The 14070-nt window shown below is 71.8% G+C and carries 16 protein-coding genes; 11 read left to right on the top strand and 5 right to left on the bottom strand.

Going from position 1 to position 14070, the window contains the following annotated elements:
* The first annotated feature begins 2 nt into the window (after positions 1–2).
* Together A6A29_RS37040 and A6A29_RS43585 are read left to right on the top strand one after the other, a co-directional pair.
* Positions 3–587: a phage tail protein gene (locus A6A29_RS37040; protein WP_073727475.1), complete on the top strand. Its 585-nt coding sequence runs from the start codon at positions 3–5 to the stop codon at positions 585–587.
* A 530-nt stretch (positions 588–1117) separates the two neighbouring features.
* Positions 1118–1846, top strand: a complete 729-nt coding sequence (locus A6A29_RS43585) for an NADase-type glycan-binding domain-containing protein (protein ID WP_241838804.1) — start codon at positions 1118–1120, stop codon at positions 1844–1846.
* A 61-nt stretch (positions 1847–1907) separates the two neighbouring features.
* Here the strand turns inward: A6A29_RS43585 and A6A29_RS37030 are convergent, their stop codons facing one another.
* The gene (locus A6A29_RS37030; RefSeq protein WP_073727471.1) at positions 1908–3149 is read right to left on the bottom strand and encodes an RNA polymerase sigma factor; all 1242 of its coding nucleotides are present in this window, start codon (positions 3147–3149) and stop codon (positions 1908–1910) included.
* Between the two features lie 24 nt (positions 3150–3173).
* On the bottom strand, positions 3174–3578 hold the full coding sequence (locus tag A6A29_RS37025) for a YciI family protein (protein WP_073727469.1): 405 nt from the start codon (positions 3576–3578) through the stop codon (positions 3174–3176).
* Between the two features lie 168 nt (positions 3579–3746).
* On the opposite strand from A6A29_RS37025, the gene A6A29_RS37020 reads away from it, so the two are divergent.
* From A6A29_RS37020 to A6A29_RS37000, 5 genes are all read left to right on the top strand, one after another.
* Positions 3747–4457, top strand: a complete 711-nt coding sequence (locus A6A29_RS37020; RefSeq protein WP_241838787.1) for a TetR/AcrR family transcriptional regulator — start codon at positions 3747–3749, stop codon at positions 4455–4457.
* Positions 4458–4661: 204 nt separating this feature from the next.
* A complete protein-coding gene (cbiE, locus tag A6A29_RS37015) occupies positions 4662–5921 on the top strand; it encodes a precorrin-6y C5,15-methyltransferase (decarboxylating) subunit CbiE (RefSeq protein ID WP_073727467.1) in 1260 nt (419 codons plus the stop codon).
* Positions 5918–6667, top strand: coding sequence for a precorrin-4 C(11)-methyltransferase (gene cobM, locus A6A29_RS37010; RefSeq protein ID WP_073727465.1), 750 nt, complete (start codon positions 5918–5920; stop codon positions 6665–6667). Before cbiE ends, cobM begins: the two co-directional genes overlap by 4 nt.
* 15 nt (positions 6668–6682) lie before the next feature.
* Positions 6683–6994 (top strand): hypothetical protein, encoded by a 312-nt coding sequence (locus A6A29_RS47250; RefSeq protein WP_385728180.1) that lies wholly within the window; start codon positions 6683–6685, stop codon positions 6992–6994.
* A gap of 17 nt (positions 6995–7011) precedes the next feature.
* Positions 7012–7680: a YdcF family protein gene (locus tag A6A29_RS37000; RefSeq protein WP_073727463.1), complete on the top strand. Its 669-nt coding sequence runs from the start codon at positions 7012–7014 to the stop codon at positions 7678–7680.
* 643 nt (positions 7681–8323) lie between these two features.
* Here the strand turns inward: A6A29_RS37000 and A6A29_RS36985 are convergent.
* The gene (locus A6A29_RS36985; protein ID WP_073727461.1) at positions 8324–9103 is read right to left on the bottom strand and encodes a GntR family transcriptional regulator; all 780 of its coding nucleotides are present in this window, start codon (positions 9101–9103) and stop codon (positions 8324–8326) included.
* Positions 9104–9121: 18 nt separating this feature from the next.
* On the opposite strand from A6A29_RS36985, the gene A6A29_RS36980 reads away from it, so the two are divergent.
* Positions 9122–9589, top strand: a complete 468-nt coding sequence (locus A6A29_RS36980) for an NUDIX hydrolase (protein WP_073727459.1) — start codon at positions 9122–9124, stop codon at positions 9587–9589.
* A gap of 26 nt (positions 9590–9615) precedes the next feature.
* Here the strand turns inward: A6A29_RS36980 and A6A29_RS36975 are convergent, their stop codons facing one another.
* Positions 9616–10149, bottom strand: coding sequence for an NUDIX hydrolase (locus A6A29_RS36975; protein ID WP_073727457.1), 534 nt, complete (start codon positions 10147–10149; stop codon positions 9616–9618).
* A gap of 137 nt (positions 10150–10286) precedes the next feature.
* Between A6A29_RS36975 and A6A29_RS36970 the strand changes: the two genes are divergently transcribed.
* Positions 10287–10652 (top strand): hypothetical protein, encoded by a 366-nt coding sequence (locus tag A6A29_RS36970; RefSeq protein WP_073727455.1) that lies wholly within the window; start codon positions 10287–10289, stop codon positions 10650–10652.
* A gap of 235 nt (positions 10653–10887) precedes the next feature.
* Positions 10888–12120, top strand: coding sequence for a hypothetical protein (locus A6A29_RS36965; protein WP_073727453.1), 1233 nt, complete (start codon positions 10888–10890; stop codon positions 12118–12120).
* A 6-nt stretch (positions 12121–12126) separates the two neighbouring features.
* Here A6A29_RS36965 and A6A29_RS36960 read toward each other — a convergent pair whose 3' ends face one another.
* The gene (locus A6A29_RS36960) at positions 12127–13290 is read right to left on the bottom strand and encodes a cobalt-precorrin-5B (C(1))-methyltransferase (RefSeq protein ID WP_385728188.1); all 1164 of its coding nucleotides are present in this window, start codon (positions 13288–13290) and stop codon (positions 12127–12129) included.
* A gap of 17 nt (positions 13291–13307) precedes the next feature.
* On the opposite strand from A6A29_RS36960, the gene A6A29_RS36955 reads away from it, so the two are divergent.
* Positions 13308–14060 carry a cobalt-precorrin-6A reductase gene (locus A6A29_RS36955; protein WP_073727449.1) on the top strand — a complete coding sequence of 251 codons (753 nt, stop codon included), beginning with the start codon at positions 13308–13310 and terminating at the stop codon, positions 14058–14060.
* Positions 14061–14070: the final 10 nt, after the last annotated feature.

The raw sequence follows: 14070 nt of genomic DNA, 5'->3' as shown, positions 1-14070 counted from the left end.
CGATGCGTACCGGCGTCCCCGGTCTCCCGACCCCGCACCCGCTGATCGAGCAACTGCCCGCCGTCTACCTGGAGCAGGACTTCCTCCAGCGCTTCCTCGCCGCGCTGGACGACGTGCTCGCCCCGGTCCTGCTCACCATCGACAACCTGCCCGCCCACCTCGACCCCCGCAGCGCCCCCGACGACTTTCTCGCCTGGCTCGCCCAGTGGGTGGCCGTGGAGCCGTACGAGGACAGCGCCCCGGACCGGCAACGGGCTGCGGTACGGGGGGCGGTGGCCCGGCATGCCCGGCGCGGGACGTCGGGCGGTCTGGCCGAGGCGGTACGGCTGGAGACCGGTGCGGAACCGGAGATCGTCGAGAGCGGCGGTACGGCGTGGTCGACCCGGCCGCTCACCCCGCTGCCGGGCCAGGCCCGCCCGTGGGTGACGATCCGGGTCCGTGAGCCGGAAGCGGGGCGGGGGCGGCGGATCGACCGGGTGCGGTTGGAGGAGCTGATCGGTACGGAGGTTCCGGCGCACGTCGGGTTCACGCTGGAGATCCTGCCGTCGGCCGGGAGCCCGGCGGCTTCGGGGGGTGGTGCGGAGTGATCTGTGAGTCATGCGGTCACCGGAACGCGCCGGGGCGGGAGTTCTGCGCGTCCTGCGAGGCGTTCCTGGCCTGGGAGCCGGCGGAGGGGAGCGCGGCCCCGGCACCTGTTCCGCCGATCGCGCCCGCGCCCGCGCCGGGGGTGCCGGCGCCCCCGCTGGTGACGCCTGTTCCGCCGGCCCCGTCTGCGCCTTCTGCTTCGCCGGTTGCGCCGGTTCCGCCGGTGGCACCCGCGGCCAGCCACGTACCCCCTCCTGCACCCGCGCCTACCCACGTGCCCCCTCCTGCGCCTCCGTCTGCCCTCGTCCCCCTTCCCGCTACTCCGCCCGCCCCCGTACCTCCGCCCGCATTCACCCCACCCCCACCACCCGCACCTTCTGCACCTCCCACACCACCTCCACCGGCCACCGCCGCTCCCCGGCGTCCCGGGGAGGAGGTGGGCGGGCCCGCTCCGGGGCCTGATGCCTGGCCGGACCGGGGGCCGAGGCAGCCCGCCCCCGAGACACCGGCGCCGGTCCCTGCTGGAGCGCCGGTGATCTGCCCCAACTGCCGTACGGAGAACGCGCCGGGACGCACGCTCTGCGTCCGCTGTGCGCTGCTCCTCGACCCCGGCCCGCCCCCCGACGTCCGCCCGCCGTGGTGGCGCCGGATCTTCCGCCGCGGCCCCCGGCAGGCCCATGTCGCGGGGACGAGGCCGAAGCGCGGATGGCGGCGGCCGAGATTCGGGCTGCCGGTCGTGCTGCTTCTGCTGGCGGTCGGGATCTGGTTCGCGCTTCCGCACCTGTCCGGCCTGTTCGGCTTCGCGAAGGAGGAGACGGGGACTCCCGAGTCGGTGCCGCCCTCGGTGTTCCGCGCGTCCAGCGCGGTGTCCGGCCATCCGGCGGGTGCGGCCTTCGACGGGTTCAACAACCGCTACTGGGCGCCGAAAGAGGCCGGGGTGGGCGCCGGGGAGTACCTGGAGTGCGAGTTCGCTCAGCCGGTAGGGGTGCGGAAGATCGTCGTCTTCTCCGGGACCTCGGCGCGGAAGGACGAATTCCTCACCCAGGCCCGCCCGGCGCGGATCACCGTCGTACTGACGGCGAAGGACGGCAAGGAGACCAGCCGGACGATCCGGCTGCGCGACCAGGCGGGTCAGCAGACCTTCGACGTACGCGGCAAGGAGACCGTACGGGCCCGGCTCACGGTCGACTCGGCGTACGGCACCGGGGAGGGCCGCCGGGTCGCCGTGGCGGAGGTCGAGTTCTTCGGCCGGAGACCGTAGCCGCATGGGCCGAACCGCCCGGTTCCCCGCCCGGGATTCACGGCATTCACGGGAACGGGATTCACGGAGTCGGGGGCAGCGCGTCCGCCCGCCTCCGCAAGTAGTGGGCCTCGGGTTCGCTGAGGGTGCGGTCGGCCGCCGAGCGGTAGGCGGCGCGCGCCGCCTCCGGGTCCCCGGCCCGCTCCAGCAGATGGCCCCGTACGGCATCGAGCCGATGGTGACCGGCCAACGGGCCCTCCAGCAGGGCGACTTCCGCCAGGCCCGCCCGTGGACCGTGCACCATGGCCACGGCGACCGCCCGTCCCAGTGCCGCCATCGGGTCGGGTGTGCGGTGCACGAGGATGTCGTACAGGGCGAGGATCTGCGGCCAGTCGGTGTCGTCGGAGTGCTCCGCCTCGTCGTGCAGGGCCGCGACGGCGGCCTGTAGCTGGTAGTCCCCGGCGGGTCCCTGGGACAGCGCCTCCTCGGCGAGGGCGACTCCCTCCGCGATCGCGGAACGGTCCCAGAGGGTGCGGTCCTGTTCGTCGAGCGGGATCAGTTCGCCGTGCGGGCCGGTGCGGGCCGGGCTGCGGGCTTCGGTGAGCAGCATGAGTGCCAGCAGGCCGGTCACCCGGCCTTCCCGCGGCAGGAGGCGGCGGACGGAACGGGCCAGCCGGACGGCCTCGCGGGCGAGGTCCGCGCGGTGCAGAGCGGGGCCGGAGGAGGCGGTGTAACCCTCGTTGAAGATCAGGTAGAGCACCTGGAGCACGGCGGCCAGCCGTTCGTCACGGTCCTCGGGCCCCGGCTGCCGGAACGGTGTTCCGTGCACCTTGTGCTTGGCCCGGCTGATCCGCTGGGCCATGGTCGCCTCGGGCACCAGATGGGCGCGGGCGATCTCGGCGGTGGTCAGGCCGCCGACCGCGCGCAGGGTGAGCGCGATCTGCGCGGCGGGGGTGAGCGCGGGGTGGCAGCACAGGAAGAGCAGGGTGAGGGTGTCGTCCTCGGAGGGGGCCCGGCTCTCCCCGGGCGGCGGTGCGGTGAAGGCGTCCCTCGGGGTGAGCGCCGCCGCCGTCTCCTCGCGCCGCCGCCGGGCCGAGTCGGCGCGCAGCCGGTCGGTCAGCCGCCGGGACGCAATCCTGATGAGCCAGCCGCGCGGGTTGTCCGGCAGCCCTTGTTCCGGCCACTGCCGTGCCGCGGCGAGGAGGGCTTCCTGCACCGCGTCCTCGGCCGCGTCGAAGTGTCCGTACCGCCGTACGAGCGCGCCGAGGACCTGTGGCGCGTGCAGGCGCAACAGGTCCTCGATCCGGTCTTCGTCATGGTTCACACGTGGCTCCGGCCTTCGGCGTACTCAGCACTCGCCCTGGATGGGGCGGATGACCACCGGGTACTCGGGCGCGCCCTCGGGCTGCGGGCAGCGCGCGATGCGGGCCGCGATCTCGGTGACCCTCTCCAGGCTCTCGCAGTCGAGCACCCAGTACCCGGCGAGCAGTTCCTTGGTCTCCCCGTACGGCCCGTCCGAGATGACCGGCCGGCCGTCGTCGCCCGCGCTCACGAACCGGGTCTGCGCGGGTTCGGTGAGACCGTTGGCGTCCACGAGCTCACCGGACTCGGCGAGGTCGTTGTTGATGCCCTCCATGAAGGAGAACATCGTCTGCATGTCCTTCTCGCTCCACGTCACGCTGTGCGCGGAGCCCTTGCCGGACATCGTGTCGTAGTCGGCCTGGGTGCCCTGGACCATCACCAGATACTTCATGAGTTCGCTCCTCGGTTCCTGTGCCCGCCCCCGGTGGGCGGCTTTCACAGGGGACGTCGGAGCCGGGGGCGGTTCCTCGACACCACGCGCGGAACTTCTCCGTCATCACCCACCCTGCCCCGTACGGGGAGGTGCCGCCGGGACAGCGGGTGCCGGAGAATCGACCGTATGAGCGTCAAGGAGACCCCGGCTCCGAATCCGGGGCAGATGCCGGGGCAGCTGTCGGTCCGGGCCCCGGCCGAAGGCGTCGGCCAGGGTGTCCAGGGTCCGCCCATGGGGCTGCGCGAGCGCAAGAAGCTGCGGACCCGGCGGACCATCCGGAGCGAGGCGTACCGCCTGTTCGCCGAGCAGGGTTACGAGGCGACCACCGTCGACCAGATCGCCGACGCGGCCGAGGTCTCCCCGAGCACGCTCTTCCGCTACTTCCCGGCCAAGGAGGACATCGTCCTGGCCGACGACCAGGGGCACGACCACGACCACGGTCAGGTCCTCGCGCTCGCCCGGTCGCTGCGGTCCCGCGTGGCCGGGGGCGAGCCGGTCGTGGACGCCGTCCGGCACGCGCTGACCGACTCGCTGGCCGGGCTGTCGGCCACCGACCGGGCGGAGCTGCTGTTCCGTACCCGGCTCGGCCTCACCGACCCCGCCGTACGGGCCCGCAGGCTGGACGAGCAGCAGCGCGGCCAGGACGTCGTCGCGGAACTGATCGCCGAGCGCGCCGGGCGCGCGCCGGGCGACCTGGAGGCGAGCTGCGCCGCCGCAGCGGTCGTCGCGGTGTTCACGGCCGTCGTACGGCACTGGGCGGAGGGCGGCGGGACGGCGGACCTGGCGGCCCTGTACGACCGGCACGTGGGGCTGCTCGCGGAGGGGCTGCGGCTCTGAACCGTGCCCGCCTGGCGGGGCGGCGGCTCTGAACCATGCCCTTGCGGGGCGGCGGCTCTGAACCAATGCCTGCCTTGCGGGGCGGCGGCCACTTGCCGGTGCGTGGGGCGGTGGCCACCTGGCCGGGGCCGGGACTCGCCCGTTCAGTAGAGTTTCGGCTGCGCCCCCGCCCCCTTCCCCTGCCCGAACACCGAGGTCCCGGCCGTGTCTCCTGCCCCCAAGTCCGCGCTCCCCGTCTTCGTCGTGGGGATCGGCGCCGACGGGTGGGCGGGCCTGTCCGGCACGGCGCGCGACACGCTCCGGTGCGCCGAGGTCCTGATCGGCGGTGAGCGCCAGCTGGGGCTGCTCCCGCCCTCGTGCACCGGACGGCGCGTGCCCTGGCCGTCCCCGCTGCGCCCCGCCGTCCCCCGCCTCCTCGCCGCACACCGGGGCAGCGCCATCGCCGTACTGGCCAGCGGGGACCCGATGTTCTACGGCATCGGCCGGGCCCTCACCGAGGAGCTGGGGGCCGGGGCGCTGCACGTCCTGCCGCACCCGTCGTCGGTGTCGTACGCCTGCGCCCGACTCGGGTGGCCGGTGGAGGACACCGAGGTCGTCACGCTCGTGGGCCGCCCCGCCGCCCGGCTGGCCGCCGCGCTGTACGAGGGGCGCCGCCTGCTGGTCCTGAGCGCCGACGCGGCCACGCCCGCCGCCGTCGCCGCCCTGCTGCGCGAGCACGGCTTCGGGCCGAGCCGGCTGCGGGTGCTCGAACAGCTCGGCGCCGAGGGCGAGGACCATGTCGACGGCACGGCGGAGACCTGGGCGCACCCGCCGGGCGACCCGCTGAACGTCATCGCGGTCGAGTGCCGGAGCGTCCCGGACACGCTGCGCCTCGGCGCCGTACCGGGCCTGCCCGACGAGGCGTACGACCACGACGGCCAGCTCACCAAACGCCACGTACGGGCCGCCACGCTCGGCACGCTCGCGCCCGCGCCCGGCGAACTCCTCTGGGACATCGGCGGCGGCTCCGGCTCGATCGCCGTCGAGTGGATGCGGGCCCATCCGTCGTGCCGGGCGATCACGGTGGAACGCGACCCGGTACGGGCGGCGCGCATCGCCCGCAACGCGGACCGGCTCGGGGTCCCCGCCCTGCGCGTGGTCACCGGCCGGGCACCGGAGGCGCTGGCCGGACTGTCCGCGCCCGACGCGGTGTTCATCGGCGGCGGCCTGACCGTGCCGGGCCTCCTCGACGCCTGCTGGGACGCGCTGCCCGCCGGGGGCCGGCTGGTCGCCAACACGGTCACGCTGGAGTCCGAGGCGCTGCTCGCCGCGCGGTACCGGGAGCACGGCGGCGAGCTGGTACGGCTCGCGGTGGCCCACGCGGTACCGGTCGGCGGCTTCACCGGCTGGCGCCAGGCGATGCCCGTAACGCAGTGGTCGTGCCGCAAGACCTCAGCCTCAGCAGACACAGGAGACACCCCATGACCGTGTACTTCATCGGCGCAGGACCCGGCGCGGCCGACCTGATCACGGTGCGCGGCGCGCGGCTGCTCGCCGCCAGCCCGGTCTGCCTGTACGCGGGCAGCCTGGTCCCGGTCGAACTGCTGGCCGAGTGCCCGGAGGGGGCGCGGCTGGTCGACACGGCGAACCTCGACATCGGGCAGATCACGGCGGAGCTCGTACGGGCCCACGCGGAGGGCCACGACGTGGCCCGGCTGCACTCCGGCGACCCGTCGGTCTTCAGCGCGGTCAACGAGCAGATGCGGCGGCTCGACGAGGCGGACGTGCCGTACGAGGTGGTGCCCGGGGTGCCCGCGTTCGCCGCGGCGGCGGCTGCGCTGAAGCGGGAGCTGACCGTGCCGACCGTCGGGCAGACCGTGATCCTCACACGGGTCGCCCAGCGCGCGACCGCGATGCCCGAGGGCGAGGACCTGGCGACCCTGGGCCGCAGCGGCGCCCTGATCGTGCTGCACCTGGCCGCGGCGTACGTGGACCGGGTGGTGGCGGAACTGCTCCCGCACTACGGCGCGGACTGCCCGGCCGCGGTGGTGGCCATGGCGTCCCGGCCGGACGAGATCATCCTGCGGGGCTCGCTGGACTCGATCGCGGAGCAGGTGAAGGCGGCCGGGGTGGTCAGGACCGCGGTGATCATGGTGGGCCGCACGCTGGGGGCGGAGCAGTTCCGCGACAGCCACCTGTACTCCCCGGAGCGCGACCGCCACGTGTGCTGAGCACCGGCCGGGGGCGTGCCTCCGGCACACTCGCCGGTCCTGCTCGCAGAGCGGACCGGCACCCTGCACCGCGCCTTGGACGCGGGGCCGCACTTCATCGGCACCGCCCGCAACAGCGGAACGCCGGACTCACCGATGCCACACGTGCGACTGCACACCGCCCACGGTCACATCCTGCTCTCCGACCGGTACACCCGCGATGATGGACCTGTCGTCCTCGACCAGGCCGCCGAGGTGGCCGCGCAGTACGGACTCGTGCACCAACTGCGCAGTATCGAGGGCATCGAGGCCATGAGCCAGGGGCTGACCGGGCCCCGGCAACGGTGACCGGGGAGAGAACAAGCGTGAGCGACAACCAGCAGGCCCTCAGCGAGGATCAGTGGCAGCATGCCAAGCTGATCTGGGACTACCACCAGACGCATCATGAGGTCCGGCCTGCCGACGCGGCGATCGGCCTGGGCAGCCACGACCTCGGAGTGGCCGCGTTCTCCGCCGAGCTGTATCACGCCGGACTCTTCCCGCACCTGGTCTTCACCGGAGGCAACAGCCCCACCACCGCCAAGGTGTTCCCGCGCGGCGAGGCCGTGCACTTCCGCGAGCACGCCATCGGCCTCGGCGTCCCCGCTTCGGCGATCCTGCTGGAGCCGAACGCCGGGAACACCGGGCAGAACATCACCCTCTCCCGCGAGGTGCTGGCCGTCGCCGGGATCACACCGAAAAGCGTGCTGCTGGTCTCCAAGCCCTACATGGAGCGTCGATCCTTCGCCACCGCCCGCAAGCTGTGGCCCGAGATCGAGATCATCTGTGCCTCGGAGCCACTGGAGTTCGACGATTACCTCAAGAGCATCGGCGACGGGAAACTCGTCCTGGACATGCTCGTCGGAGACCTCCAGCGGGTGATCGAGTATCCAAAGCTCGGATTCGCCATCGAGCAGGACGTCCCGGAGAACGTGCATGCCGCGTACGAATCTCTCCTCGCCGACGGCTTCGACAGCCGTCTCCTGGGACCCTGATCGCCCCATCCCGGGCGGACTGTGCTCGATCCACCAGCCGACCCTCTTGCCACGGCAGCCGTCCCCGTCGGGTCCGGGGCTGATCACGGGGCAGTCCGGCAGCGCCACCAACTGCACCTCGGCGCTTCCGTGCCAGCTCAGCCACCACGCGGTGCCGTACTCGGCGAGGTCGTCGATGAGGCCGTAGTGCTCGTCGCCGTCGTGGGTGGACAACTGGCACTGGACGGCGCTGTCGACGCACTCCGCAGCCGACCTCTCCTGCGTCTCTCGCACCAGGTCCAGAGGCACCCGGCGCCAGTGAGTGCACCGCATCACGACACCAGCCCCCGAGAGTCGACAGAGTTCCGTGCCGGGCACTGGCGACATACGCACGGTGGGAAGCCGCCCGGGTTGTCCGGGAGCAGCGGGTCATCGCCCACGCGTACCTCTGTAAGAGGCCCCCACGTTCGGCCGGAGTCGCGCGACACCCGCAATGTCATCCGTACGGCATCAATCTCGAACGACGGCATGAGCACCTCATATACAAGAGACGTTCTCATTCACTCATGTACATGAGTGATAGCTGAAAGAGTGCCTCACTCCTATATAGGAGTCAAGTGACCGTCAGAAGGAACGTCCGACGGGCTGATCGGCTGACGCCTTCTCAGTCTTCGGCGGGGAAGCGGTAGTCCAGGACGAACTGGTCAGCGGCCATGATCGTGTCGCACACCTCCACGACCCGTCCGGGCTTCGTTGTCGCGTTTCGTACGAGGTGGATCACCGGAGAGCCGGGGCTCAGTGCAAGTGCGGACGCCTCGGCCTTGGTTGCGAGCCGTGCCCGGACTGTCTCGGTGAACTCTCCGAGGGTGTGGCCGTGATCTTCGAGGCGGGCGTAGATCCCTCCGCCGCCGGGATTCTCGGCGAACATCTCCGGGATGTCCTTCGCGACGTCCCAGGGGAGATACGAAGTGGCCTCTTCCGTGGGTACGCCCTCCCGGAAGTAGCGACGCTTGCGCGCGAGGACCTGGGAGCCGGCGGGTACGCCCAGCCGCTCGGCGATCTCTTCCGGAGCCTTGGCGGGGCCGATGAAGAGGATGGTCACGGACGGCCTACCGCCGGACTGCTCCGCTTCTGCGAGGTAGGCCGCCTTCCCTGCCTTCCGGTGTGTCCGGCGGAACCGATCGGAGGACTTGCGTTGCACGGGCGGCCGGGACCGTACGAACGAGCCCCGCCCGTGGTGCGTTTCGATCAGCTGAGCCGCCCGTAGTTCCGCAACCGCCTTGCGCACGGTTCCCGAGGCAACGCCGTAGCGTTCCATGAGAGTCGTCTCGCTCGGCACGGCATCCCCGGCCGCCAGCGCACCGGACCGAATCTGTGCGGCAAGGTCGTCGGCGATCTGGAGGTACTTCGCCTTGGCCGAAGAGGTCACATCGCTGTTCGCCATAGTCCTTCTGAGTCTCCTATTCTCATGTACATGAGTAACATCCGTCAGGAGACGCCGTCAACGCCGCTCCACTCCGTGTCCGTGGCCGGAGTCGTCGTCCGGGAGGACGGCCGGGTGCTCACGATCAAGCGAGCCGACAACGGGACCTGGGAGCCGCCCGGGGGCGTGCTCGAACTGGCTGAGAACCCGGAGGACGGTGTTCGTCGGGAGGTCTACGAGGAGACCGGTATCAAGGTCCAGGTGGACCGGTTGACCGGGGTCTACAAGAACACATCCCGAGGCATCATCGCCCTGGTCTTTCGCTGCCATGCCGAAGGCGGCAACGAGCAACTGTCGGATGAATCCACGGCAGTCGAATGGCTGACCCCGGACGAGGTGACCAGCCGCATGGCCGAGGTCTACGCGGTCAGGGTCACCGATGCCCTGCTGAACGATGCACCCCGCGTGCGAACACACGATGGCCAGAAGCTCATTGGGAACACATGAGCCCGGGAAGAACCCCCTCCGACAGGTCAGCGGATAGCCGCGTCCATGAGCACGTAGAGAAGCCCGACGAGGGAGCCGCTGCTGACGATCTCGCGCCGGTCGATCATGCCTCGCACGTCGGCCAGCGGGATCCATTCGATCCGGTCCGACTCATTCTTCTCGGTCGGCGGTCCTTCGTACGTCGCACCGTCGGCCCGGAAGACGTGGTGCTGGGAGTCGGTGATGCCGTTGGCAGGCTCGGCGTAGATCAGAGGCTTGACGGAGCCAGGGCGCCAGCCGGTTTCCTCCAGGACCTCACGGGCCGCCGCGTCGGCCGGTGTCTCGCCCTCCTCGACCAGGCCCATGGGCAGCTCCCACGCCCAGACGTTCGTGATGAAGCGGTGGCGCCACATCATCAGGATCTCGCGTTGCTCGTTGATCACGGCGGCCACAGCCAGGTGGCGGAGCTTGACGACGTGGTGCTCCCAGCGGTTCCCGTCCGGCGTCTCGATGTCGGTGAGCCACAGGTTCACCCAGTTGTTCTCGTAGATCGGACGTTCCCCATGAACCTTCCACTGCATCGCTTGCGGCCCCTCTCGATCCGGTGCTGAGTTTGCTGTACCTCCAGAGGTTTCACCATGGAGGCCCTGGCGAAGTGCTTCGGTGCAAGATTGCCGCGCTGAGCCGCGTCGAGCGCACCGTGACGACAGGGGATGGCATGTCACAGACCGAGGGTGCACGACTCTTCCGGGAGACCTGGATCGCGGGAGTTCACCGGCACTTCCCCGGTGAACCGAAGGCCGGCTACGTCACCCCGTGGGACGACACCCCGCAGTGGGAGCGCGAAGCCGCAGGGGCCGTCTACGAACAGGTGGCCCAGTTCGTCGAACTCAGCGGCGCACACACCTCCCGGCTGTCCCGCGAGCAGCGAGGCCGGTTCGTCGCGACCTGTTGGACGGCTCAGATGTTCAAGCACTTCGACGACCCGAAGCCGGGCTATGTGGCGGACTGGCCCGACCTGCCCGCCTGGCAGCGGGAGACCGACGCCGACATCTTCGACGCCATCGAGAAAGCGCTGAGCTGACAGGAAGGCGCGTCGCGCGGTGCGGCGTGGCCGTCGGGAATCGGCAAAGGTGCGGCAGACGCGGGGCGTTGAGCGGATTGTCCGCAGCGTCCCCTCGACTGCGGTACCGTAATCGTGTCATCACGCTCTGTGTGTACGTGTGTTCGTGCGTACGTGTACATGGGGCGGCCCCCGGGGGTGTTAACAGCACCGGTCCGGAGGCCTTCACCCACGAGTGGTCTAGAGGTCCACCGGGATGCTTTGGCATGCTATCGCGCCGGTTCGGCGCTACACGAAGGCTTCGCACGACGTCGTGCGCCATCCGCGTCTGTGCAGCGACGCGAAGATCCTCCTCCTGTACGTCCAGGGGCTTCCCGAGGATGAGACCCACCTCCCGCTCTCCGAGCACGGGCGGAAACTGGGCATCAAGGGACGGGCGTTCCAGCGGGCCAAGGAACAACTGGTCACCCACGGGTTCGTGCATGAGCAGCGGGTCCCCGGGGAGCAGGGGCGGTGGGTCACCCATCAGCTCTGCTCCAACGTGCCGCTCTCCGACGCCGATGCCCTCGCCGTGTGGCGGGAAGCGGGCGTCGACAGCGGTGCGCCTCCGAGTACGCACTCTCCGACGGTCGGTCGGCCGACCCCTCGGACGGTCGGTCGCCAACTACCGGTAGACGAAGAACGGGAGAAGAACACATCCCACCCACCCACCGAAACGGCCGACACGGAAAGCGATGGTCAGGTCTCACCGCCTGAAGCGCCTGAAGCGGCTGAAGCGCCCGAAGTCGCGGAGGCCGAAGAGGTGTTGCTGTCCTTGCGGCATTCCCACCGGGATCTGCATCTCGGCGTCTCCGAGGCGCGTGCGCTCGTCGCGCACGCGGTGGAGTGGCTGCGGCGCGGGATCTCCGGCGGTGAGCTCCGGCGCGTACTGACCAGCGATCTGCCACCGGGCGGGGTCCGTTCCGCCGGGGGGTTCCTGCGGCACCGGCTGGTGCAGAAGATGCCCGAGGGAGAGCGGCGCGGTCCTGCTGCCCCGGTGGGGGCGGGGCGTCCCGCCGGGGTCTCGCCCTCGGCGGGGAATGGGTGTCCCGAGGCGTCGCCCTTGGCGGGGGCCGGGTGTCCTGAGGTCTCGTCCTCGGCGGGGGCCGGGTGTCCCGGGGGCTCGTCCTCGGCGGAGGCGGTCCGTCCCGACGTCTCGCCCTCCCGGCCCGTCGTTCCCCGGTACGTCCCCCCGCTCGTCACCTGCCAAGGACCCGGGCCCGAGCACGTCTTCCGGGCCATGGCGGGAGAGACCGAGTGCCCGGAGTGCCAACAGGCCGCTGCCTGGGCGCACTGGGCCGCCAGGAGGGCCGCCGACCTCGGCGTCGACCTCGCGGGCGACGCGGCGGCGGCCGTGGACGCCGGGCAGGGTCCGGGAGGGTGGCGGGCGCGGCTCGCCGCTGCCGCGTCCGGTGGACATGGTGGACACGGTGGACCCGGTGTCCAGTAGCGGGCACTACGTCCGGCCCACCACCACCCCCGCCCGGTCGATGCAAATCACGTCGACCTCGACCGGCGCGCCCCGCAGCACCGCCAGGGCCTCGTCGCGGGCGCGGGATGCCACCAGGTCGCCGAGGGGGACGCCCGCCGCCTCGCACAGGCGCAGTGCCGCCAGGCCCGTGTTGGCGACGGCGATCTCCGCCGCCAGGGTCTCGTCCGCGCCGCCGTGCCGGGCCAGATCGGCGAGGAACCCCTTGTCGACCTGGGAGCGGGCGGAGTGCAGGTCCAGATGTCCGGCCGCGAGCTTCGACAGCTTGGCGAACCCTCCGCAGATCGTGAGCCGGGCCACCGGATGACGGCGTACGTACTTCAGCACCGCACCCGCGAAGTCCCCCATGTCCAGCAGGGCGATCTCCGGCAGCCCGTACTCGGCCACCACGGTCTTCTCCGAGGTCGAGCCGGTACAGCCCGCCACATGGGTGTGCCCGGCGGCGAGCGCCACGTCGACCCCGCGCCGGATCGAGTCGATCCAGGCCGAGCAGGAGTAGGGCACCACGATGCCGGTCGTGCCCAGGATGGAGAGACCGCCCAGGATGCCGAGCCGCCCGTTCCACGTGGAACGGGCGATCTCCTCGCCGTGGTCCACGGAGACCGTGATCTCCACGTCCCCCGTACCGCCGTGCTCCGCGGCCACCCGGGCGACGTGTTCCCGCATCAGCTGCCGGGGCACCGGGTTCACCGCAGGCTCCCCGACCGCCAGCGGCAGGCCGGGCAGGGTGACCGTGCCCACGCCGGGCCCCGCGCGGAACACCACCCCGGACCCCGGCGGCAGCTTCCGTACCGTGGCCCGTACCAGCGCCCCGTGCGTCACGTCCGGGTCGTCGCCCGCGTCCTTGACCACCCCGGCCATGGCCCGCTCCGGCCCGGCCGACAGTTTCTCCACTGCCAGCGCGAACGCGGGCGTCTGCCCCTTGGGCAGGGTGATGGTCACCGGGTCGGGGAACTCGCCGGTCAGCAGCGCCGTGTACGCGGCCGTCGTCGCCGCCGTCGCGCAGGCCCCGGTGGTCCACCCCGGCCGCAGACCGGTGTGCTTGAGTTGGGCGCTGCGCCCGCCCTGCGGCTCGCTGCCCCGTGCCTCGCTGCCCTGTGCCTCGCCGTTCATGGAGGCCTCACTGCTCATGGAGATGGACCGTTCCGATGCATGTACTCGTTCTCGGCGGTACGACGGAGGCCCGCCGCCTCGCCGAGTCCCTGGTGGAGAACGAGGACACGGGCGGGGACGTACGGGTGACCAGTTCGCTCGCGGGTCGGGTGGCCGGGCCGAGGCTCCCGCCGGGCGAGGTCCGCATCGGCGGCTTCGGCGGTACCGACGGGCTCGCCGCGTGGCTGCGGGAGCACCAGGTGGACGCGCTCATCGACGCCACCCATCCTTTCGCCGGGACGATCAGTTTCCACGCGGCCGCGGCGGCCGCCATGGCCCATGTTCCCCTGCTGGCGCTGCGCAGGCCGGGCTGGGTGCCCGGCGACGGCGACCGGTGGCACCCGGCCGGGTCACTGGAGGAGGCGGCGGAACTGCTGCCCGCGCTGGGCGAGCGAGTGTTCCTCACGACCGGCCGGATGGGGCTCGCGGCCTTCGCCGGGCTGGACGCGCTGTGGTTCCTGATGCGTTCGGTGGACGCCCCGGAAGGGCCCTGCCCCGCCCGGATGGAGGTGCTGCTCGACCGGGGCCCGTTCACCCTGGACGGGGAACGGGAGCTGATCCGCCGCCACCACGTCGACGTCCTCGTCACCAAGGACAGCGGCGGCGACGCGACCGCCCCGAAGCTGACCGCCGCCCGCGAGGCCGGGATTCCGGTGGTCGTCGTCCGGCGGCCACCCGTCCCCGAGGGGGTCCCGGTGGCCGCCACTCCGGAGGAGGCCGAGTCCTGGCTGCGTGGCGTGGCGGTCTGACCGACCGGCC

Origin of the sequence: Streptomyces sp. TSRI0281, from assembly GCF_001905125.1 — a bacterium.
Taxonomy (GTDB): domain Bacteria; phylum Actinomycetota; class Actinomycetes; order Streptomycetales; family Streptomycetaceae; genus Streptomyces.
Note: the sequence above shows the minus strand (reverse complement) of the source record. Positions and strands in the feature narration are given on the sequence as shown.

What these genes read in the sequence shown, in the direction of transcription:
- A6A29_RS37040 (WP_073727475.1), top strand. Translation starts at nt 3, where the DNA reads ATGCGTACCGGCGTCCCCGGTCTCCCGACCCCGCACCCGCTGATCGAG.
- A6A29_RS37025 (WP_073727469.1), bottom strand. Translation starts at nt 3,578, where the DNA reads ATGAAGTATCTGGTGATGGTCCAGGGCACCCAGGCCGACTACGACACG.
- A6A29_RS37020 (WP_241838787.1), top strand. Translation starts at nt 3,747, where the DNA reads ATGAGCGTCAAGGAGACCCCGGCTCCGAATCCGGGGCAGATGCCGGGG.
- cobM (WP_073727465.1), top strand. Translation starts at nt 5,918, where the DNA reads ATGACCGTGTACTTCATCGGCGCAGGACCCGGCGCGGCCGACCTGATC.
- A6A29_RS36985 (WP_073727461.1), bottom strand. Translation starts at nt 9,103, where the DNA reads ATGGCGAACAGCGATGTGACCTCTTCGGCCAAGGCGAAGTACCTCCAG.
- A6A29_RS36975 (WP_073727457.1), bottom strand. Translation starts at nt 10,149, where the DNA reads ATGCAGTGGAAGGTTCATGGGGAACGTCCGATCTACGAGAACAACTGG.
- A6A29_RS36970 (WP_073727455.1), top strand. Translation starts at nt 10,287, where the DNA reads ATGTCACAGACCGAGGGTGCACGACTCTTCCGGGAGACCTGGATCGCG.
- A6A29_RS36965 (WP_073727453.1), top strand. Translation starts at nt 10,888, where the DNA reads ATGCTTTGGCATGCTATCGCGCCGGTTCGGCGCTACACGAAGGCTTCG.
- A6A29_RS36960 (WP_385728188.1), bottom strand. Translation starts at nt 13,290, where the DNA reads ATGAGCAGTGAGGCCTCCATGAACGGCGAGGCACAGGGCAGCGAGGCA.
- A6A29_RS36955 (WP_073727449.1), top strand. Translation starts at nt 13,308, where the DNA reads ATGCATGTACTCGTTCTCGGCGGTACGACGGAGGCCCGCCGCCTCGCC.